This window comes from Geminicoccus roseus DSM 18922 (assembly GCF_000427665.1).
GTDB classification, from domain to species: domain Bacteria; phylum Pseudomonadota; class Alphaproteobacteria; order Geminicoccales; family Geminicoccaceae; genus Geminicoccus; species Geminicoccus roseus.
Genome location: NZ_KE386572.1, coordinates 610731 through 631688, shown reverse-complemented (window position 1 = coordinate 631688; position 20958 = coordinate 610731). Strand labels below are relative to the sequence as shown.

The following is a 20958-nucleotide window of genomic DNA, read 5'->3' as shown; positions in this document are numbered from 1 at the left end:
GTTGTGTTTGATGACTGTGTGACCGCTCGGACGGTCGGTGCAGGTGGAATAGCCTGTTCCGGTGGTTCGAGTTTGGGACGCACGGGATGCTCAATCAAACTCCCGATCGCAAGCGATCGGGGGGTGTGGAAGAACTTGCCGGTCGTCTCTCACGACCGGTGGGGCTCTGCCGCAGCGAAGGGCACGTGATCTTGTCAGGCTCGAGGATCTGAAGCTGTTGGTTGGATCCGGTGCAAACCGGGCTCAAGCAGGCCGAAGGCCGATAGCCCAGCAAGAAGACAACACGGGTCGGTCGCTGTTGTGGGGTGGAGAAGAGGTAATCAAGGGCATCTGGTGGATGCCTTGGCGTCGAGAGGCGATGAAGGACGTGGCACGCTGCGATAAGTCTGGGGAAGGTGCGAGCAACCGTTGATCCCAGAATCTCCGAATGGGGAAACCCACCGCACGTGTGCGGTATCCGTCACTGAATCCATAGGTGGCGGAAGCGAACCCGGGGAACTGAAACATCTAAGTACCCGGAGGAAAGGACATCAACCGAGACTCCGTTAGTAGTGGCGAGCGAACGCGGATCAGGCCAGTGGCCTGTTGGAACGAACCGGAAGCGCATGGAATGGCGCGCCATAGCGGGTGACAGCCCCGTACGGGTAGAGCTTCCAACAGGTCCTCGAGTAGGGCGGGGCACGTGAAACCCTGTCCGAACATGGGGGGACCACCCTCCAAGCCTAAGTACTCCTCGACGACCGATAGTGAACCAGTACCGTGAGGGAAAGGTGAAAAGCACCCCGACAAGGGGGGTGAAACAGAACCTGAAACCGGATGCCTACAAGCAGTCGGAGCCTGACCATGTTCTTCGGGACATGGGGTGGGTGACGGCGTACCTTTTGTATAATGGGTCAGCGAGTTATCGTCGCCAGCAAGCTTAAGCCGATAGGCGAAGGCGCAGCGAAAGCGAGTCTGAACAGGGCGCTTTAGTTGGCGGCGGTAGACCCGAAACCGGGGTGATCTAGCCATGGGCAGGTTGAAGACAGGGTGACACCTGTTGGAGGACCGAACTCACGTCTGTTGAAAAAGACGGAGATGACCTGTGGTTAGGGGTGAAAGGCCAATCAAACCCGGAGATAGCTGGTTCTCCGCGAAAGCTATTGAGGTAGCGCGTCACGTGATTGCCTTCGGGGGTAGAGCACTGGATGGGCTAGGGGGGAGCAATCCTTACCAAACCTAACCAAACTCCGAATACCGAAGTGTCCAGCGTGGCAGACAGGCGGCGGGTGCTAAGGTCCGTCGCCAAGAGGGAAACAGCCCAGATCGCCGGCTAAGGTCCCCAAGTCGTGGCTAAGTGGAAAAGGATGTGGGAAGGCCACAACAACCAGGAGGTTGGCTTAGAAGCAGCCATCCTTTAAAGAAAGCGTAACAGCTCACTGGTCTAATAGCCGTCCTGCGCCGAAAATGTAACGGGGCTCAAGCCACGCACCGAAGCCGCGGGCTCGTACTTGTACGAGCGGTAGCGGAGCGTTCCCTAGGCCTGTGAAGGTCGATCGTGAGGTCGGCTGGAGGTATGGGAAGTGCGAATGCTGACATGAGTAGCGACAAGGAGTGTGAGAGACACTCCCGCCGAAAGTCCAAGGGTTCCTGCGCAAGGCTAATCCGCGCAGGGTGAGCCGGCCCCTAAGGCGAGGCCGAAAGGCGTAGTCGATGGGAACGGGGTGAACATTCCCCGGCCTGTGGGTAGTGACGGCGGCCGTAAGTTGTACCTCCTTAACGGATTGGAGGTGCCGCGAAGGACGTCCAGGAAACAGCTCCCACGTATAGACCGTACCCGAAACCGACACAGGTGGACTGGTTGAGCATACCGAGGCGTTTGAGAGAACGGTATCGAAGGAACTCGGCAAATTGCCCTCGTAACTTCGGGAGAAGAGGGCCCCGTTGGCAGGCAACTGTTGGCGGGGGGCACAAGCCAGGGGGTGGCGACTGTTTACTAAAAACACAGGGCTCTGCGAACTCGAAAGAGGACGTATAGGGTCTGACGCCTGCCCGGTGCCGGAAGGTTAAGAGGAGGGGTGAGAGCTCCGAATCGAAGCCCCGGTAAACGGCGGCCGTAACTATAACGGTCCTAAGGTAGCGAAATTCCTTGTCGGGTAAGTTCCGACCTGCACGAATGGCGTAACGACTTCCCCACTGTCTCCGATACCGGCTCAGCGAAATTGAATTCCCCGTGAAGATGCGGGGTACCCGCGGTCAGACGGAAAGACCCCGTGCACCTTTACTGCAGCTTTGCGCTGGCATTAGGCGAAACATGTGTAGGATAGGTGGGAGCCTTTGAAGTTCCGGCGCCAGCCGGGATGGAGGCGTCCTTGAAATACCACCCTTGGTTCGCTTGATGTCTAACCCAGGTCCGTGATCCGGATCGGGGACACCGCATGGTGGGCAGTTTGACTGGGGCGGTCGCCTCCCAAAGTGTAACGGAGGCGCGCGAAGGTAGGCTCAGGCTGGTCGGAAACCAGCCGTTGCGTGCAAGGGCACAAGCCTGCTTGACTGCGAGAGCGACGGCTCGAGCAGAGACGAAAGTCGGCCCTAGTGATCCGGTGGTCCCGCGTGGAAGGGCCATCGCTCAACGGATAAAAGGTACGCCGGGGATAACAGGCTAATCACTCCCAAGAGTCCCCATCGACGGAGTGGTTTGGCACCTCGATGTCGGCTCATCACATCCTGGGGCTGAAGCAGGTCCCAAGGGTTCGGCTGTTCGCCGATTAAAGTGGTACGTGAGCTGGGTTTAGAACGTCGTGAGACAGTTCGGTCCCTATCTGCCGTGGGTGTTGGAGACGTGAAAGGATCCGTCCTTAGTACGAGAGGACCGGGATGGACAGACCTCTGGTGGGCCGGTCGTGGCGCCAGCCGCGCAGCCGGGTAGCTAAGTCTGGACGGGATAACCGCTGAAAGCATCTAAGCGGGAAACCCACCTTGAAACAACGTCTCCCTATCAGGGCCGTGGCAGACCACCACGTCGATAGGTCGGAAGTGGAAGTGCAGCAATGCATGCAGCTTACCGATACTAATCGCCCGATCGGCCTCATCTCCCCCCACACCAGCGATCGACCCGTGCAAGACACCGGACGATCCAGCATCCCAAAACGTCCCAATCACACAGTCACCGTACTTGCCGCAAGAAAAGCTTCCCTGGCTCAAGTAGGCCGAACGGCCGATAGACAGGGAAGCCGGCGCGCCAACGGCGCGCCACCAGGCAAGATCGCGACGTCACGCCGACCCGGTGGTCACAGCGAGGGTGCCACACCCGATCCCATCCCGAACTCGGCCGTGAAACCCCTCAGCGCCCATGATACTGTGTCTTAAGGCACGGGAAAGTCGGTCGCCGCCGGGTCAGCGTGACGCCGCCAACAACACAACACCAGCGAGACTTCCCTCGACGCGGGGTGGAGCAGCCCGGTAGCTCGTCAGGCTCATAACCTGAAGGTCAGAGGTTCAAATCCTCTCCCCGCATCCAAATCCACAAACCACATATCACCAGCGCTGACAGATGCCCCCAGCCAGCACAGGCTCCGGGGGCCATTCGCCGTTGGAGCGCAGCCAATTTAATGCTCAACCTCCCTGTCCTACGGCCTGAACTGATCCAGGCTGCGGATTGGGAGGGGCGACCATGGCCGAAGCAGCACCCAAGAGGTGGTCCCGTCTCAGGCTGATCGAGACCAACACGCACGGGCGCATAACCGGGAGCTGCGGGTGATCGGGCGCGATCATCTGTCGTTGCCGCTCCAGTCTTATCGTCCGGACGCTTTGGCCAGACGATCCGGCTCCACCAGCAACTGCCCGATCTTCGCGTGCAGCTTCTCCGCCTCCGCCTCGCTCGCCTTGGCGCTCTCCCGGCCTGCCGACTTACCCGAAAATGCCCCGGCCATGCCCTCCATGGCCCGGTGCTTCCACTCGCCCACCATCGTCTAATGAATGCGGTGCCTGGCCGCCCGCTGCGCGGTCGTTTCGTTCCCCAAGCGGCGCCTCCAGCGCCACCTTCGCCTTCTCCGCAGAACACTCCGTCCGTTTTCCCGTCATCGGATCCGTCCATTTCAGGGCGAACCAAGCTTATCCGTCTGTCCAAAGTCCCGGGACCGCCTCTTGGGTAGCGATCTTACTTCCAGCCGATGCAGGCCGGTTCCTTGCCGAGAAACAGGCTCGGATGCGTTTCTTTAAATACCGGTACGGATAGAAAATAGGGGTAAACCAGAGTGGAAGCCGAGCTCGTGGGCCATCCTCCTAGGGTGCCAGAATAGATCTAGTGGTCTGAGTTAAAGATCAGCTTGCAGTTGGAGCAAGTTGGGCGATGGTAGCATCTTTGTTTGGAGGAGGCTGCCATGGCTCGTGGACCAAAGGCGATTGTTCTTGAGCTGACATCGGCGGAACGGGTGGCGCTGGAGAACCTGGTCCGTCGACACAAGGTGGGACAGGCGCTGGCTTAAGCGTGCCCGGGTGGTGCTTGCCTGCGCCGAGCCGGAGGCCACCAATCTCGGGGTGGCCAGGGCGCTGGGCGTGAGCCGGCCGACGGTGGCCCTGTGGCGCCGGCGTTTTGCCCTGCATCGGCTGGAGGGTCTGGTCGATGCGCCGCGTGCGGGAGCCTCCAGGCAGATCGATGACCAAGCGGTCGAGCGTCTGATCGCGTTGACCCTGGAAGAGATGCCGGCCAACGCCACCCACTGGAGCACCCGGTCGATCGCCATGCGGGCTGGGATGAGCCAAACGGCGGTGAGGCGGATCTGGCGTGCGTTCGGTCTGCGGCCCCATCGGGTAGAGACGTTCAAGCTCTCCACCGATCCGGCCTTCGTGGACAAGGTGGATGATGTGGTCGGCCTGTACTTGAACCCGCCGGACCGGGCCCTGGTGCTGTGCGTCGACGAGAAGCCGCAGATCCAGGCGTTGCGGCCGACCGCGCCGGTCCTGCCGATGCGGCCGGGACAACTCGAGCGCCATACGCACGGCTACCGGCGCTGCGGCACGACCGATCTGTTTGCAGCCCTGGACATCAAGGCCGGCACCGTCATCGGCCGCTGCCAGCGCCGGCATCGCAGCATCGAGTTCCGCGCCTTCCTCGACACCATCGAGGCAGGCGTACCAGCAGATGCCGACGTTCACGTCTTGCTGGACAATGCCGCCACCCACAAGACCCGGATCGTCCAGGACTGGCTGGTCAAGCGGCCCCGCTTCCACCTGCACTTCACCCCGACCAGTGCTTCCTGGCTCAACCTGGTCGAGTGTTGGTTTGCCCTGCTGGCCCGGCGCCGGCTTGAGCACGGCGTGTTCACCAGCACGCAGGCGTTGGAGGAGGCCATCCGAGCCTACATCGCTGCCAACAACGCCGACCCCAAACCATTCGTCTGGACCAAGAGCGCGGATACCATTCTCGCCAGCATCGCTCGCTTCTGCCAACGGACGTCTAACTCACACCACTAGCTTGAAATTATATGCCGGGAGATGAGCCTGGCGTCGAAGCTCCGGGGACCTGCTAACCTAGCCCGTGAAACCTGAGAGCGCGGCAAAGCGTGCGGAGAGGCTTTCAACACGCTGGCGAACCGGCGGTGAGCTTCAAGACGGACGCGACAAGCGCATGTCGATCAATTCCGAAGTGGCGGTACAATTCACCGATGCTACCAGTCTGGCCGAAATGTTCGACCCCATGTGACACCACCCGATGCCCGGCAACGGAGCCCAGCCAGGACAGCGTTGCGGGGTGGCCGTCGATCACGGTGATCAGGGTGCAATGGACGGGGAGATCGTCCAGCAACCGTTCCACATGGGCGCGGGCTTTAGAGTTGCCTCTGGCGCGTTCCCGCTGCGCTGCAGTCCAGCCTGCGTTCAGACGATCCGCCGAAGTCACCGAAAGCACCGCCACGTCGCGGCGGTGCTCCCCCACGAGACCCGCCGCCGCGATCGCCTCGTCCGCAACCGCGCCCTGATAGGCGATCACGATCGAGCAGTTCGGTCCGGGCCGTCGCATCCAATAGGCGCCATCGATGGCTCCCTGACGGAAGGCATCGTCGACGCGCTGTCCCGGCTGATCGAGCGGCTTCGTGGTCAACCGCAGATAAACCGAGCCACCGGTCTGATCGCGCAGCCACGTCCGCTCATCCGGGTCCTTCCCGCCATCTCGCTGCATGTAGTCGAACGCCCATTCCATGATGACGGCGAGTTCATCGGCAAAGGCGGGCTCGAATGAGGCCAGCCCATCCTGCGCCATGCCCGTCAAGGGCGTACCGACGGACTGATGTGCACCGCCTTCGGGTGCCAGCGTCACGCCGGAGGGCGTGCCGACGATCATGAACCGCGCGTCCTGATAGCACGCGTAGTTCAGCGCATCGAGGCCACGGTGAACGAAGGGGTCGTAGACCGTGCCGATCGGGATCAGCCGCCTGCCCCAGAGGCTGTGCGCCAGTCCCGCCGCGCCGAGCAGCAGAAACAGGTTCATCTCGGCGATGCCCAGTTCCAGATGCTGGCCCTCCGGGTCGAAGTTCCACTTCGCGGTGGACGGGATGCGGTGCTCGATGAAGGCATCCTTTTGCGCGGTGCGCGAAAAAAGCCTGCGCCGGTTGACCCACGGCCCGAGGCCGGTGGTGCCGGTCACATCTGGAGACGTGGTCAGGATGCGAGAGGCCAGATCGCTGTCGGCGCGTGCCAGATTGTCGAGGAACTTGCCAAACGCCATCTGGGTCGAAATCTCGCGACTGGTTTCGGCCGCCACCGCGGGCACGTCGAGCCGTGCGTCTGTGTAGCGCCGCGACCCCCCGGCGAAGAACGGCACCTTGTCGAGAAAGGACCGAAAGCCTGCCGTGTCGGAAACCGTCGCCATGGGCTCCCACTCCTGCCCCTCAGGGACGCCCATGGAGACCTGCCACTCGGCCATCTGCGCCTTGGTCATCAACCCGCCGTGGTTGTCCTTGTGGCCCGCAATCGGCGTGCCCCAGCCCTTGATCGTGTAGGCAAGGAAGCAGGTCGGGCGATCGTGATCGATGGCGGCAAAGGTTTCAGCCATCGTCTCAACGCAGTTGCCGCCGAGATTCTCCATCAGCGCCGCTAGTTCCGCATCGCTGCGGCGGTCGATCAGCGCCGAAACCTCCCCTTGATCGCCCAGTTCCTCCATCAGCCGTTTGCGCCAATTGGCTCCGCCCATATAGGTAAGCGCGGAATATTCCGCGTTGGGACAGGCATCGATCCAGTCGCGCAGCGCGGCCCCGCCCGGCTCAGCAAAGGCCGCCCGTTGCAGCGCGCCATACTTCACCCGCACCACATCCCAGCCAAAGGCCTCGAAGATCTTCTCGACCCGGCCAAACAACCCCTCGCGCACAATCCCGTCGAGGCTCTGCCGGTTGTAGTCGATGATCCACCAGGTATTGCGCAGGTCGTTTTTCCAGCCCTCCTGCAGCACCTCGTAGATGTTGCCCTCATCAAGCTCGGCATCGCCGACCAAGGCCACCATCCGGCCCGGGGTCACATCCTGCCCCCAGGCCTTGGCCGTGATGAAATCCTGCACGATGGATGCCAGCGCAGTCATCCCCACCCCAAGACCGACAGACCCGGTGGAAAAGTCCACGTCGTCAGTGTCCTTGGTCCGGCTCGGGTAGCTTTGGACGCCGCCGTAGCCGCGGAAATTCTCCATCTTCCCGCGCGTCTGGTTGCCCACCAGATATTGCATCGCATGAAAGACGGGCGAAGCGTGAGGTTTGACGGCAACCCTGTCCTCGGGTCTCAGCGCCGAGAAATAGAGCGCGGTCATGATCGACACCATCGAGGCGGAGGATGCCTGATGCCCGCCGATCTTGATGCCGTCGACCTTGGGGCGCAGGTGGTTCGCGTTGTGGATCATCCAGTGGGACAGCCACAGCAGCCGCTGCTCCACTGTTTTCAGATGTCGGATGTGATCGGGCATTTTTTCCTCCCTCGGACCGCGGTCGACAGATGACCTGGCCTTGATTGCCTATGCGCGTCAGGGCCGTGAACCGGACAGCCAGATGATCACCTGTGCAGTTCTCCAGATCAGGGCCATGCCGAACGACGGGGATATACAGACACCGACTTGTCACGCCTTCCCGCGGTCCTGCGCTGCCGTGGCCAAGATCATTCCTGCGAAAACAAGGGCGAGGCCGATCAGGAAGACGACCGACAACTGGTTCGACAGAAACACGACAGAGCCGGCAATTCCGATCAGCGGCACACCGAGCGTGAAGTTCGACATCGCGAAAGTCGAGATGCGTCGTCCATGTTCCGCCGAAATGACAAAGCACGCCGAAGTCGCAATCGGACCAATGAAGAACATCATTTCGGCAAGCCGGATGTTCCAGTCGATATCATGCGGCAGTCCCTCGAACGTTGCTGCCAGGATGGCAAGCGGGATCGTTGCGAGCAGCATTTGCCAGGGAGCAAGCGCCAATGGGGAGGATACCCAGCGGTGCCGCCGAACATGGAGGATAACCGCCGACCAAGCGATCGCCGCAACCACCAGAAAGCCTGCCCCCATGAAGGCCCCTGGGGCGCTCCAGTCCGTTTCAAGGGGCGAGCCGATCAGCGCGACGCCGGCCAACCCGGTGACCAGCGCCAGGATCTGGACCCGGCTCGGCCGCGTGCGGAACGCGATCCATGAAAGCGCCACGGTCCAAAGGGGTGTGGTGTAGGCGATCAGAACGGAATGACTGGTGTCCGTCCGGGTCATCGCGATCATGCCGAGGCCGGTGAAGGTCATCATCTGCAGCAGACCGATGCTGAGGACAATCGGCAGGTCGTGACGGCTCGGCCGGCCCAGTTCGCCGCGCAGGACGAGGAACGCGAAGAGGCAAAGAGCGGCCGACCCGAAGCGGAAGGCGGCGAGCCACAAGGGTGTCACCTCCGTCAGGGCCATCTGGGTCGCAGGCCAGCTCAACCCCCAAAGCAGCACCATCACAGAAAGCCATATCCAGCTGTTTGCCGTCCGATGGGCTCCGAAACTGGCAGCATGCGTGATGCAGGACATGGTCATTTCCGGCTTGTATGACGCAATGATCCTGACACCTATTCAGCGCAGAAGCTGACCTTTCTTATCCTCCAAATTGGACGCAGGAGGATAGACATGCCGGTAAATGCGCTAAGGGAGAAATGAATGATCAGAGATCGTCCGATCCTGGATACGGCCAGCCTGCGCATCCTTGATGCGCTCCAACAGGATGCGGAACTGAGCAACGCCGAACTTGCCGAGCGGGTAAACCTGTCGGCGTCGCCCTGCTGGCGCCGCGTCGCCGACATGCGCGACCGCGGCGTGATCCGCGGCTCGGTCGCATTGGTCGATCCGGTCATGCTGGGCCTGCTGGTCAACGTCTTCGTGCATGTCACGCTGGAGAAGCAGGACAAGGCATCGCTCGGTACGTTCACCGACGCCATCAAAGACCGGCCGGAGGTCATGGAGTGCTATCTGATGACAGGATCTGAAGACTTCATGCTGCGCGTCGTGGTCGAAGACCTTCTGCGATATCAGGAGCTTGTCATGAACGTCCTGACCCAGATTCCGGGCGTCGCCAACATCCGGTCCAGCTTTGCGCTGGATCAGGTCAAATACACGACGGCCCTGCCGACCGGACACCTGGACAAACGCTGACGATCAGATTGCGTCCCTCGGATCGTGACCATTGGGCTTGCCGTAAAGCCCAATGTTCGCATCTCCCCATTCCTTCAGGGCCCGCAGGATCGGCTCCATCGTTCGGCCTAGATCCGAGAGTGAATATTCCACCTTGGGCGGCACCTGGGCGTAGACCTTGCGCGTGATCAGGCCGTCTGCCTCCATCTCGCGCAACTGGTTGGTCAGCATGCGCGGAGTACAATTTTCGACATGCTGGCGGATCTGGTTGAAGCGCAGCGTGCCCGACAGCAGATGCCAGAGAATGATTGATTTCCACTTGCCGTCGATCAGGCCGATCGCTGCCTCTACCGAACAGCCCGGCGTACAGTCGAACCGGGAGTGACGGGCCTTGGCCATCACAGTATCCTTTCAGATACTATATGCATTCGTTGTGCGTATTGCTGACATTTGAGCATAGGCCCAGGTTCGCTCCGACGCAATCGAACAACGGAGGAAGCCCATGAAAGCCATCGGCTACAAGAGCCCCGGCCCCATCGATCGCGCGGACTCGCTGCAGGATATCGACTTGCCGCGCCCCGCAGCCACCGGACATGATTTGCTGGTCGAGGTCGCGGCGATCTCGGTCAACCCGGTCGACACCAAGGTCCGACGCAGCGCCTCACCGTCTGAAGGCGACTGGAAGGTGCTCGGCTGGGACGCCGTGGGCCGAGTCGTCGAAGTCGGCCCGGAGGCAAAGGGTTACTCCGCTGGGGACGAGGTCTACTATGCAGGCTCGATCACCCGGCCCGGTGCCAACAGCCAGTTCCACCTGGTCGATGCCCGGATCGTCGGTCGCAAGCCAAAGACACTGTCGAACGCCGAAGCGGCAGCCCTACCGCTGACTGCCATCACCGCATGGGAAATGCTGTTCGACCGGCTCAACATCCGCCATGCCGTTCCGGGAGCTGCCAACGCCATTCTCATTATCGGCGGCGCGGGCGGCGTCGGGTCGATCGCCATCCAGCTTGTCCGCGCTCTGACCGACCTGACCGTGATCGCGACCGCCTCGCGCCCGGAAACGCAGGATTGGGTGCGCGAACTTGGCGCCCATCACGTCATCGACCACCACGGCGATCTGGCCGCTCAGGTCGAGGCGCTCGCTATCGGCGCGCCCGGTTTCGTCTTTTCCACCAACCAGAGCGACCGGCATGTAAAGGGCATTCAGGCCCTGATCGCGCCGCAGGGTCGCTTCGGGTTGATCGACGACCCCGAAACGCTGGACGTGCTCGGTTTCAAGCGCAAGGCGGCTTCGATCCACTGGGAGCTGATGTTCACGCGCGCGATCTTCGGCACGCCCGACATCGCCGAACAGGGCAAACTTCTGAATGAAGTGGCCGCGCTGATCGAGGCCGGGCGCATTCGCACGACGCTGACCGAGACACTGTCGCCGATCAACGCGGAAACCCTGAAAAAGGCTCATGCCCTGATCGAAACGAATACCGCCAAAGGCAAGATCGTGCTGGAGGGGTTCTGATGTCGGGCACCATCCATCTAGTCGCGACGCTGGTCGCGAAACTGGGACAGGAAACAGCCTTGGAGGCCGCGCTGACCGGCATCTTGAGCGACGTCCGCGCCGAGCCCGGCTGCCTGCGCTATGACCTTCACCGCGACCGAGAGGACCCCGCACGCTTCGTGATGCTGGAAGCGTGGAGCGATGCGGCGGCGCTGGAGGCGCATGGCCGCGCCGCGCCTTTCACCGCGCTTGCCGCGCGCTTCGATGATCTGCTGGCTTCGCCGCCCGATCTGCGGCGGCTGGAACATCTGGCCTAAGGGGTAGTGATGATCAAACTGGCGGGCAAACGTGTTCTGGTGGTGGGCGGAAGCTCGGGCATCGGGCAGGCCGTGGCGGCCGCGGCGTTGGCCGAGGGGGCACAGGTCACCATCGCAGGTCGCAGCGCTGAGCGGCTGGAAAAGGCCGCAGGCATCCTGGGCAACGTGCGTGCAGTCCAGGTCGACACTGCCGATGCTGACAGGGTGGCCAGCATTTTCCAGGCTGAGGTGGAGTTCGATCATGTCCTGATCTCGGCCGCGCAGACACCCACGGGGCCGGTTCGCAAGCTGGCGCCCGAGGACGCCCGAGCGGCGATGGACAGCAAGTTCTGGGGTGCCTACACGGTCGCGCGATTGGCGAGGATTGCCGAGCGCGGCAGTCTCACCTTCGTCTCGGGCTTCCTTGCCGAGCGCCCCTCGTCCAGATCGGTGCTTCAAGGCGCCATCAACGCTGCCCTGGAAGCGTTGGCACGAGGTCTTGCGCTGGAACTGGCCCCGGTTCGGGTGAACACGATTTCGCCGGGGCTCATCGACACACCGTTGTGGTCCAGAATGGAAGATGACGCCCGGCTTGAGATGTTCGCCCGCGTGGGGTCGCACCTTCCGGTGGGGCGGGTTGGATTGCCCGACGACATCGCCAATGCCGCGATCTATCTGATGACCACCGGTTTCGCGACCGGATCGGTGGTCCGGGTCGATGGCGGCGGTGTCATCGCATGATTGGAGGGCGGCGCATCATGCGCCGCCCATGCCCTCGACTCTAAGCCATCGCGCAGCGGGGCCTCGCCGTACGTGACGACAGGTTGGCAGGATCTCCTTGCATGCAGCCTTCCACTGGCTTTCGTCCTGCAGCGAAGGGATCGACGCGAACCTGCCCGCCTCCAGATCGGCCAGCACCTCGGGCGTCATCATCCGATCTGCCAAGAAGTTCGAAGGCGGCGGGCCCGCCTGAACGTCGACGCCGTTGCCGTCCAGGTCCTTCTTCAGCGACCGACTGAAAGCCAACGCGAGGGTCTTGGTCCCGCCGCAGGCGCCGTTCAGAAGCTCCGGCGCGATCGCGGCGATGGAGGCGATGTTGATGATCGTGCCGCGTCCGCGCGCGGCGAAGGCCGGCGCGGCGACGTAGGACAAGCCTATCACTGCCGTGACGCTGCCGGCGATCATCCGCTCCATGTCATCCACATCCGACTGTGCGAGCGGTCCCGCGGATCGAGAATGAATCACAGGCCGCGACGGAAAACGGCATGGCCTTGCTGCGTTCGACCGAGAGCAGTTCGACTGCTCAGGACTCGGTTACATCGGAATCGAGCAGGACACGTTCCGGCACATCGAACCCGAGCCCCGCAACCTCGCCGAGATGAAGGCGCCCCTCGACCACCTGCGGGGGCGAGGGCAGCAGCTGCTCGAACAGCGGGTTGCGCTTCGAATCCATCTCCACCCACGCGACCGTGCCGATTGCCGCCGCCAGATGGGCGCTCGCATACAGGCCCACCGGCCCCCCATACATGTGCAGGCAGACCATCTGGCCAGGACCCGCTACCTCCGCGCAGATCGTGCGGCCGCCACTGATCCCGCCGGTCTTGGTGATGTCGGGCTGCACGACCTCCGGAGAGATCTCCGCCATCAGCGTCCGGAAGCCCGAGAGGCCGATGCTGTTCTCGCCCATCGCCAGCGGCGGCCGGCCGGAGCAATTCCGCCAGGCCCGGTAGGCGGCCGTGTCATCCACCGGAAAAGGCTCCTCCAGCCAGGTCAGCTCCGCAGCCTGGAGCACCGGAAGTAGTTCCGTCAGACGCTCGACATCGTAGCCCTGGCTGGCGTCGGTCATCAGCGCCCGCTTTCCTGCCACGGTCCGGCAGGCGGGGAAGCCTGTCTTCGCCACTTCCATGTCCTGGGGCAGCTTCACCTTGAAGCGGGTATGGCCCAGCCTGGCCATCTGCTCGATCATCTCCGGCCGATGGATCGGCAGGTTGGTGGCATAGACCTCCGCATGGCGCGGGGATGATCCGCCGCGGATCAGGTCCGCCAGCGGCAGGCCGCGCGAGCGGGCAAGGGCGTCCCAGACCGCCAGGTCGGCGCCAGCCAGAGCCTGATGGAAGGGGCCCGGCGCACCCATTTGGTTCGCCAGGGGACGCATCCGGGCCAGCAGGCGGTCGTAGAGGCGGACCGGGTCGTCCAGGCTCTCGCCCAGCAGGGCAGGACGGACCACGTGGCGCAGGATCGCCACCCGTTCCTCGCATCCCCAGGGCGGGAAGTTCGCCCACGTTTCGCCCAGGCCCACCGCGCCATCGTCCAGATGGACCGCGACCAGCAGGTTGTGGCGCATCTCGACCCGGCCGAAGGGCGCGATGATGGGCTCATCCAGGGGCGCGCGAACCAGATGGATCCGGACGTCCCGGATCCGAGGTGGGGTGGTCATGGATGGCTCTCCTCGGCTCAGGGCGTTCCGACCACCAGCCCGGGATCGGTCATGGGTGGCTGCGGGTAATGCAGGCCGCGCTGCCCCGACAGACCGCGATCGGTCACGGCGGCGATGGGGGCCGCGGGAAAGCCCTCTAGTCGTCCATCCCGCACCCAGGCCTCGTCGCCGCCATGCAGCGCGCCGACCAACGCCTGTTCCAGCTGGTCCCGGACCGCGGCGTAACCGGGATCGTCCTTCCGGTCCTGGAGTTCGCGTGGGTCCAACTCCAGGTCGAACAATTGCAGGTGGTTGCCGGCCGGGTACCAGATCAGCTTGTGGCGGCCATCGGTGACCATCCGGGTAGCCTTCTGCCCCTCCAGGGCCTCGGCATAGAGGTGGCGGCGAGGGATGGGATCCAGCATCGAGCGGCCGGTGCAACTGGCCGGGATGTCGATGCCTGCCAGATCAAGAAGGGTCGGCATCACGTCCTGAAGGCCGACCAGCCGGTCGTCCACCATGCCCTGGCCCAGCCGCGGCTGTTTCGCCCGGTCGATCAGGATCATCGGCACCCGCGCCGAACCTTCGTAGAGGTAGCGCTTGGCATAGAGGCCGTGATCGCCCAGCAGGTCGCCATGGTCGCTGGTGAACAGGATGATCGTGTCGTCGAGGATGCCCTCCTCGCGCAGGGTCCCGATCACGATCCGAAGCTGGTGGTCGATATGGGTGCACAGCGCATAGAAGGCGCGCTTCACATCGGCCAGCGCATCCGGAGAGAGGTTCGGCCAGAACCCGCGCACGATCTGCAGCGCCACCGGCAGGTCGGCTTCCTCGGTGGCCCAGTCTCCCATCACCGGCTCGTCCATGGCGCGCCTGGCATAGCGCTCCACATAGGACGCGAGCGGCACCAGCGGCGGGTGCGGGTGAGTATAGGAGAGATGCCAAAGCGCCGGACGGGTGGGATCGCGCCGCTTGATCGTCCGGCACATCGCCATCGTCGCCCAGTTGGTGACGTGGCAGTCCTCCGGCAGGTGCCAGCTGCGCCAGACATAGCCGTTGTTGCTCATGCCGTGCAGGTACTGCTGGCCGGGATAGCCCTTGTCGGCAAGGAACTGGTCATAGTCGTCGACCGTGCCGAGATGGGGGCGACCCTCCTCGGACAGGATCACCTCGTCGAAGCCGATGCGGTCGCGTGGCGGGTAGACGTGGAGCTTGCCCACCGCCGTCGCCTGATAGCCGGCGTTCCGGAAGCTCCCGGCCAGGGTCGGCAGGTCCGGCATCGGCAGGTCCGGCTGGAACACCCGGTCGCCATGGGTGCGCGGGTCGGTGCCGGTCATGATCGAGCGCCTGGCCGGAATGCAGATCGGGCATTCCGCGTAGGCGCGGGTAAACCGGGTGCCGTTGCGCGCCAGCTGGTCGAGCGTGGGCGTCTCGACCACCGGATGTCCCTCGATCCCGAGCAGGTGCCCCGGCCACTGGTCCACGGTGACGAAGAGGATGTTGGGCCTGCCGCTCATGATGGGATCGCCTCGGTCAGGATCATGGCTTGCCGGGCTCGTCCAGCCGGGCCTGTCCCAGCCGCTTGGCCCGACGCCGGCGCTCGGCAATGGCAGGCCAGGCCAGAAGAGCCACGGCGCAGAGGAGGAAGAAGGCCGACAGCGGCCGGGTGAACAGCGGGGTGATGTCGCCCGCGGTCATCATCAGGCCAGAGCGCAGCTTCGCTTCGGCGAGCGGGGCCAGGATGAAGCCGATCACGAACGGCCCCAGCGGAATGCGGGCCCGCTCCAGGACGAAGCCGAGCGCGCCGAAGCACAGCATCACCACGACCTCGAACATCCGGCTGTTGGAAGCGAACACCCCGATCACGCAGAACACCAGCACAACCGGCAGCACGATGGCCTTGGGCACCTCCATCAGCCGGCGCAGCTGGCCGACCATGCCGACCATCAGCGCGCCCATCGCCAGGGTCGAGAGCAGGCAGGCGGCCAGGATGATGTAGACCAGGTCGGCGTTGTTGACGAACAGCAGCGGCCCCGGCTGGATGCCGTGGATGAGCAGCGCGCTCATCAGGAACACGTCGATGACGCTGCCGGGAATGCCCATGGCGATCAGCGGGATCAGCGCCCCTCCGACCGTGGCGTTGTTGGCCGATTCCGAGGCGACGATGCCCTCCGGTGAACCCTTGCCGAACAGTTCAGGCCGCCGCGAGGTGTTCTTGGCCACCGTATAGGCGACCAGGGAGCCGATATTGGCGCCGATGCCGGGCAGGATGCCGATCCAGGTGCCGATCACCGAGGAGCGCAGAACGTTCACCCAGTCGCCCAGCACCTCCCGGAAGCTGGAAAGGATGCCCTTGGAGGTGAACCTCGCTTCCTCTCCTTTGCGCCCCAGGCCAGCGATATCCGCCAGGATCGTGCCGACCGCGAACACCCCGACCAGGACCGGCAGCGCGTCGAGACCGCCCTGGAGCTGCCAGTAGTCGAAGGTGAACCGCATCGTCCCGGTGTTCTCGTCGCTGCCGGGAAAGGCGAACAGCGCACCCAGCGCACCGCTGAGCAGCCCCTTGAGCAGGGATCCCTCGCTGACCGCGGAGATCAGGACGAGCGCCATCACGACCAGAGCAAAATAGTCGAACGGCGAGAAGCGGGTCGCCAGGTCGGAGAGGGGCCGCGTCACCGTGATCAGCGCGATCCAGGCGACCAGTCCCCCGATCACGGAAGATCCGACGCCGAGGCCCAAGGCGCGGCCGCCCTCGCCGCGCTTGGCCATGGGAAAGCCGTCGAACGTCGTCATCACGCTGGCCGGCGTGCCCGGCATGCGCAGCAGGGTGGCCGAGACCAGGCCGCCGCTGATGGATCCAGTGTACATCGAGATCAGCAGCACCATGGCATCGGTGGGCTGCATGTGGAACGTGATCGGCAGGGACAGCGCGATCAGCATCGAGCCGGTCAGCCCTGGGATGGCGCCGACCACGATCCCGAGCCCGGTTCCGAACACGGTCAGAAACAACGGCCAGGGCGTGAGCACATGCGCGATGGCGCCGAAAAGCTCGGTCATGAAGGGCCCTCAGGGCAGGTCGGTGACCAGGACGCGGGTGAAGAGATACTGGAGGGCAAATCCCAGCACGACGCCAAGGGCCAGCGCCTGCAGGAACATCCGCCGCGAGAAACCGCCCAGCAGCGGGATCGCGATGGTCAGAAAGGCGATGGTGAGCGAAGCGAAGCCGATCCGGGTTAGGGCCAGTCCGACCACATAGGCGATCACGAGCGCGGCGAACGCGATCGTCCGCCAGACGTCTGCACGGGTTTCGAAATGGATCTTCCGGCTGGTCCCGATCAGGACGGCTTTCGCCATCATGGCGATGGAAAGGGCCACGACGATCCATGCCGTGGCCCGCGGTACCGCCGCCGAACCGATCGGCTCGAAGAAGGGCGGGGGAAGACCCCGCGCCTCCGCGATGAACAGACCGCCGATCACGAGCGTCACAAGGCCCGCGACCAGCTCGGGTGAGGCGGCCGCCAGTCTTTCCCTCGGGCTCACTGCTGCGGCCGGGCCGCTTCGGCGACCGGCTCGATCCGCTCGAAGGTTTCGTTGAGCCGGGCCTCGAACTCTTCGCCGCGCATGTAGTTGGTCGAGAGGTTGAGCCGCTCCATGCCCTGCTTGACCGTATCGGTGGCCATGGCCTTCTCGAGCATGTCGGCCATGCCCTCGACCGCTTCGGCCGGCGTGCCCTTGGGGGCGAACCAGTAGCTGTCGACGCAGAAGTCGAATTCATAGCCGAGCTCGCGCACGGTCGGCACGTCGGGGGAGCCGGTGGACCGCTCCGGGCCGGTGTAGCCCAGGGCCCGCACGCCGCCGCTCTTGAAATTCTGATATTCGGAATCGGAAAGCACCGCGACCTGGGTCTGCTCGCCCTTCAGCGCCGCATAGTTCTCCGCACCGCCGCCGATCTGGACGAAGCGGAATTTGGCGCCCGGGCGGGTCTGCTCGAGCATGACGCCGGCCATGTGGTTGATGGCGCCGATGTTCACGCCCAGAAGGATCGAGTTCGGGTTCTCCTGGGCATCCGCCATCAGTTCATCGAGGGACTGGTACTTCGAGTTGTCCGGAACGACCGGATACAGGCAGAACCCGCCGGTGAGCGCCACCGGCTCGAAGTCGCGATAGCTCAGGCCCTTGCCCGGATCGATGACCTCGCCGGCCAGCAGCGCGATGTGCAGGACCAGGAAGGTGTAGCCGTCGGGCTCGGCATTCTTCACCTGTGTGGCGCCGACGGAGAAATGGCCCTTCTGGTTGATCACGGTAATCGGCTGCGGGATGAGTTCGTTCTCCAGGGCCGACTGCTGGACGAGCCGCGCCAGAAGATCCGAACTGCCGCCCGGTCCGAAGGGCACGATGACCTCGACCGGCTTCTCCGGCCACGCTGCATCGGCCGTGGCTGGCGACAGTCCGAACAACGCACCCGTGCAGAGGAGGGCGCCAAGTAGACGACGATGCATGGTCAACTCCCTGAAGACTGCCGGTCTGTGCCTGCCGGCTTCCTTTGTTCACTAGTCAGAACTGGTTTTCCTGTCCCGCAGAAATCCTCTTGTCGGGTTTCTGGAGCATCCTTCGGCCTATCTGATCAGGTGCGACAGGTCGATCCCCAGTCCCGACTTCTCCGGCGCCGTGAGGCGGCCGTTGGTCAGATCAAAGGTATGCGGTGGCGCCTGGTCGAAGAGAGGCTGGTGAAACACGTGGTACTCGATGCTGTCGGCATTCGGCACCGCGGCGGCCAGATGGATGTTCGCCATCATGGACACGATCGAATTGGAATGGTGCAGCGTCACGGGCTTGAAGAACGCTTCCGCCATCGCGGCGATCTTCCGTCCATGCGTGATGCCGCCGGAGATCACCGGATCGAACTGGACGAAGTGGACGGCGTCGGTCTCCATCAACCGGCGGAAGGTCGCCAGGCCGTACTCGTTCTCCAGGCCGCAGAGGGGGATCCCGCCCTGCACCTGGATACGGACCAGCCCGTCGATGTCCTCGACCGGAAGCGGCTGCTCGAACCAGTAGATGTCATGCGGTGCGGCGGCCTTGGCGAACTTTACCGCAGTCGGCACGTCGTAATTGGAGACGGCATCGACCATCAGGCGCGGCCCAGGTCCGAGGGCTGCGCGGAGCTTGGCGACCCGTTCCAGGTCGACCGCCAGCGAGGCGCCGCCGACCTTGATCTTCACCGCCTGGAAGCCCTGCTTTGCATAAGCAGCGTACTCCTCGGCGAAGGCGTCGGCGCTCTGGCCGTTCTTGTAGAGGCCGCCGCTTGCGTAGGGCAGCACCTGCGGGTCGTGGCCGCCCAGCATGCGCCAGAGAGGTTCCCTGGCCGCCTGGCCCTTGATGTCCCACAAGGCGATGTCGATGGCGCTCATCGCGGCGAAGGTCTGGCTGCGCCGGGTGGAAACGGCGGTCAGGTCCAGCGCCTTCTTGAAATGGCGCTCGGGCATCAGCGCGTCCTCGCCGAGCAGGACGGGCTTCAGATCCTCCTCGATGAAGGCGGTGAGCGAACCAGGGCTGCCGCCATCCACCCAGGTTTCCCCGGAGCCGACGATCCCGTTCTCGGTTTCGACCAGAACCAGAAGGGTACGCTTCACGGTCCAGCGGTAGCGCGGGTTGCGGGCGGTACCGTCCAGTGGCTTCTCGAAGGCGCGGACATGAATGTCCTTGATCTTCATCGGCCGGCCCCCGTGACGCTGCCGATCGCATCGAGCTTGGCGTCGGAGAGGTAGGCGTAGCGGTTCATCCAGATCCGGCCGCGAGCCGCTTCGAAGGCGATGGCGCAGCGCTCCCGCATGTCGTCGAGCGGGCCGTAGCCGTGTGCAAAAGCATAGACCGGCACGTCGCCGGCCTGAGCCTGGGCGGTTCGGATCTTGCGGGCCTGGCTCTTTGCGCCGGCGGGATGGCGCTCGTCCGGCTCGGGATAGTTCACCCCGTCAAGGGCGCCGTAGTCGCCCGGCCGCTCTGACAGGTCGAAGAAGCTGCCGATGTCCGCGCCGAGCCGGTTCCGGTCGGCATCCTGGGCCAGCGCGGCGATCTCTTCGCCATGGACCCGCACCATCATCGGCCAGTGCATCGTGTAGAGCTTCGAGCCGATCGCCGGGACCCCCAGACGCGCAACTGCCGCATAGTCGAAGCCGGACAGGAGCGCGAACGGATGGGGGAATGCCTGCGGCATCAGCGCGATCCGGCCACCGCTCTCCTCCCGCAGCGCCTCCTGGCAGGACGCGATGAACTGGGTGACGATCCGCGCCTTGGCATTCAGCCAGTCGAGGCTGCCGGGCAGGTCCGCCATGTCGCGCACCAGGAGCGACCAGGCGTCGCCGCCGCCAAGCCTGCCTTCGGCGGCATGGCGGGCCAAGCGGATGCGCAGCGCAGCAACGTCCCTGCGCATCCGTTCCACGTCAAAGCCCATCGCCGTCATCGCCGTGGCGGCATGGCCGGAAAAATCGAAGAAGACCGAGTCGAACGAGTAGGGCGGGTATTCCGGCCAGTCGATCCGGATCGCATCCACCTCGGGATAGGCGCGCGCCAGATCGCGCAGGAGCGCCTGGGTGTAAGCCAGCACGTGCGGACTTGCGAGCGAGCCATTGTTGTCGACCCGGCCACCTGGGCTCTGACCATCGGGCAGGGCTGGCCGGTCCTCCTCGACGGGCCCGCCGAACTGGACGCGATAGCCGGGAGGGATCGCCGCCTGGACCTGAAGCTGGGTCTGCAGGCCGCGCTGCCGGGCGGCCCGGATGGCTGCGGCGACGACGCCGCCCTCACGCTCCGTCAGGGCAGTGGGAGCGGCTGGTTGATAGCGCAGCCCCGCATAGAGCCGGTCGTCCGGCGCATAACTCGGCGCCGTACGCACCCAGAGTTCGCGACGGCCCCAGAGCGGCCGATCGAGAAGCCGTACCTTTCCTGCGCCAGCATCCGCCGGCGGCTCGCGGCTCCCCTGGCCTTCCGGCGAAGGCTCCATGACGTAGGGTGATGTCGCGATCGCGGTGGCCCCGGCACGCGCAACCACGTTGTCGAGCACCGCCTCGACTCCTTCGTTCTGGAAGAACTCGGGCAGGATCGTGATGCCGACGTCGCGCATGGTTGGTTCCACTGCGTTTCAGGTAGGAGCCAT

General features: G+C 64.1%; 16 protein-coding genes, 1 tRNA gene, 2 rRNA genes and 1 pseudogene. 8 read left to right on the top strand and 12 right to left on the bottom strand.

Translation table 11 applies throughout. The features are described 5' to 3' along the window. Window positions 1–310 precede the first annotated feature (310 nt). The 3 genes from GEMRO_RS0104360 (at window position 311) to GEMRO_RS0104350 (ending at window position 3499) form a co-directional block, all read left to right on the top strand. Window positions 311–3074 (top strand): 23S ribosomal RNA (locus tag GEMRO_RS0104360). A gap of 187 nt (window positions 3075–3261) precedes the next feature. After that, window positions 3262–3376, top strand: a 5S ribosomal RNA gene (rrf, locus tag GEMRO_RS0104355). Between the two features lie 46 nt (window positions 3377–3422). Continuing rightward, window positions 3423–3499, top strand: a tRNA-Met gene (locus GEMRO_RS0104350). A gap of 274 nt (window positions 3500–3773) precedes the next feature. Here GEMRO_RS0104350 and GEMRO_RS34010 read toward each other — a convergent pair. Then, window positions 3774–3920, bottom strand: a complete 147-nt coding sequence (locus GEMRO_RS34010; protein ID WP_157505451.1) for a hypothetical protein — start codon at window positions 3918–3920, stop codon at window positions 3774–3776. A gap of 441 nt (window positions 3921–4361) precedes the next feature. On the opposite strand from GEMRO_RS34010, the pseudogene GEMRO_RS27515 reads away from it, so the two are divergent. Then, window positions 4362–5454: pseudogene (locus tag GEMRO_RS27515) on the top strand (IS630 family transposase). 103 nt (window positions 5455–5557) lie between these two features. Here GEMRO_RS27515 and GEMRO_RS0104335 read toward each other — a convergent pair. Together GEMRO_RS0104335 and GEMRO_RS0104330 are read right to left on the bottom strand one after the other, a co-directional pair. Continuing rightward, a complete protein-coding gene (locus GEMRO_RS0104335; protein WP_027133037.1) occupies window positions 5558–7924 on the bottom strand; it encodes a hypothetical protein in 2367 nt (788 codons plus the stop codon). Between the two features lie 150 nt (window positions 7925–8074). Next, complete coding sequence (locus GEMRO_RS0104330; RefSeq protein WP_205624896.1) at window positions 8075–9001, bottom strand: DMT family transporter; 927 nt, start codon at window positions 8999–9001, stop codon at window positions 8075–8077. Window positions 9002–9127: 126 nt separating this feature from the next. Here GEMRO_RS0104330 and GEMRO_RS0104325 point away from each other — a divergent pair, with 126 nt between their 5' ends. Then, on the top strand, window positions 9128–9619 hold the full coding sequence (locus GEMRO_RS0104325) for an Lrp/AsnC family transcriptional regulator (RefSeq protein WP_027133035.1): 492 nt from the start codon (window positions 9128–9130) through the stop codon (window positions 9617–9619). A gap of 3 nt (window positions 9620–9622) precedes the next feature. Here the strand turns inward: GEMRO_RS0104325 and GEMRO_RS0104320 are convergent, their stop codons facing one another. After that, complete coding sequence (locus tag GEMRO_RS0104320) at window positions 9623–9997, bottom strand: winged helix-turn-helix transcriptional regulator (protein ID WP_027133034.1); 375 nt, start codon at window positions 9995–9997, stop codon at window positions 9623–9625. A gap of 103 nt (window positions 9998–10100) precedes the next feature. Here GEMRO_RS0104320 and GEMRO_RS0104315 point away from each other — a divergent pair, with 103 nt between their 5' ends. From GEMRO_RS0104315 to GEMRO_RS0104305, 3 genes are read left to right on the top strand one after another with little or no spacing between them, the layout of a single operon-like run. After that, window positions 10101–11114, top strand: a complete 1014-nt coding sequence (locus tag GEMRO_RS0104315) for a zinc-binding alcohol dehydrogenase family protein (RefSeq protein WP_027133033.1) — start codon at window positions 10101–10103, stop codon at window positions 11112–11114. Continuing rightward, on the top strand, window positions 11114–11410 hold the full coding sequence (locus tag GEMRO_RS0104310) for a putative quinol monooxygenase (protein WP_027133032.1): 297 nt from the start codon (window positions 11114–11116) through the stop codon (window positions 11408–11410). The genes GEMRO_RS0104315 and GEMRO_RS0104310 overlap by 1 nt, the downstream gene beginning before the upstream one ends. Window positions 11411–11416: 6 nt before the next feature. Further along, entirely contained in the window at window positions 11417–12130 is a 714-nt protein-coding gene (locus tag GEMRO_RS0104305) for an SDR family oxidoreductase (protein ID WP_407645351.1), read from the top strand. 15 nt (window positions 12131–12145) lie between these two features. Here GEMRO_RS0104305 and GEMRO_RS27510 read toward each other — a convergent pair whose 3' ends face one another. From GEMRO_RS27510 to GEMRO_RS0104265, 8 genes are all read right to left on the bottom strand, one after another. Next, window positions 12146–12634, bottom strand: coding sequence for an SDR family NAD(P)-dependent oxidoreductase (locus GEMRO_RS27510; protein ID WP_276202817.1), 489 nt, complete (start codon window positions 12632–12634; stop codon window positions 12146–12148). 58 nt (window positions 12635–12692) lie between these two features. Then, a complete protein-coding gene (locus GEMRO_RS27505; protein WP_051328678.1) occupies window positions 12693–13826 on the bottom strand; it encodes a mandelate racemase/muconate lactonizing enzyme family protein in 1134 nt (377 codons plus the stop codon). Window positions 13827–13843: 17 nt separating this feature from the next. Beyond that, window positions 13844–15322 carry a sulfatase-like hydrolase/transferase gene (locus GEMRO_RS0104290; RefSeq protein ID WP_035484732.1) on the bottom strand — a complete coding sequence of 493 codons (1479 nt, stop codon included), beginning with the start codon at window positions 15320–15322 and terminating at the stop codon, window positions 13844–13846. Between the two features lie 22 nt (window positions 15323–15344). Beyond that, window positions 15345–16862 (bottom strand): tripartite tricarboxylate transporter permease, encoded by a 1518-nt coding sequence (locus GEMRO_RS27500; RefSeq protein ID WP_035484730.1) that lies wholly within the window; start codon window positions 16860–16862, stop codon window positions 15345–15347. A gap of 9 nt (window positions 16863–16871) precedes the next feature. Further along, window positions 16872–17345, bottom strand: a complete 474-nt coding sequence (locus tag GEMRO_RS0104280; RefSeq protein ID WP_027133029.1) for a tripartite tricarboxylate transporter TctB family protein — start codon at window positions 17343–17345, stop codon at window positions 16872–16874. After that, a complete protein-coding gene (locus tag GEMRO_RS0104275; RefSeq protein WP_157505450.1) occupies window positions 17342–18304 on the bottom strand; it encodes a Bug family tripartite tricarboxylate transporter substrate binding protein in 963 nt (320 codons plus the stop codon). Before GEMRO_RS0104275 ends, GEMRO_RS0104280 begins: the two co-directional genes overlap by 4 nt. A 117-nt stretch (window positions 18305–18421) precedes the next feature. After that, a complete protein-coding gene (locus tag GEMRO_RS0104270; RefSeq protein WP_027133027.1) occupies window positions 18422–19519 on the bottom strand; it encodes a mandelate racemase/muconate lactonizing enzyme family protein in 1098 nt (365 codons plus the stop codon). Beyond that, window positions 19516–20925: a hypothetical protein gene (locus tag GEMRO_RS0104265; protein ID WP_027133026.1), complete on the bottom strand. Its 1410-nt coding sequence runs from the start codon at window positions 20923–20925 to the stop codon at window positions 19516–19518. Before GEMRO_RS0104265 ends, GEMRO_RS0104270 begins: the two co-directional genes overlap by 4 nt. Window positions 20926–20958 lie beyond the last annotated feature (33 nt).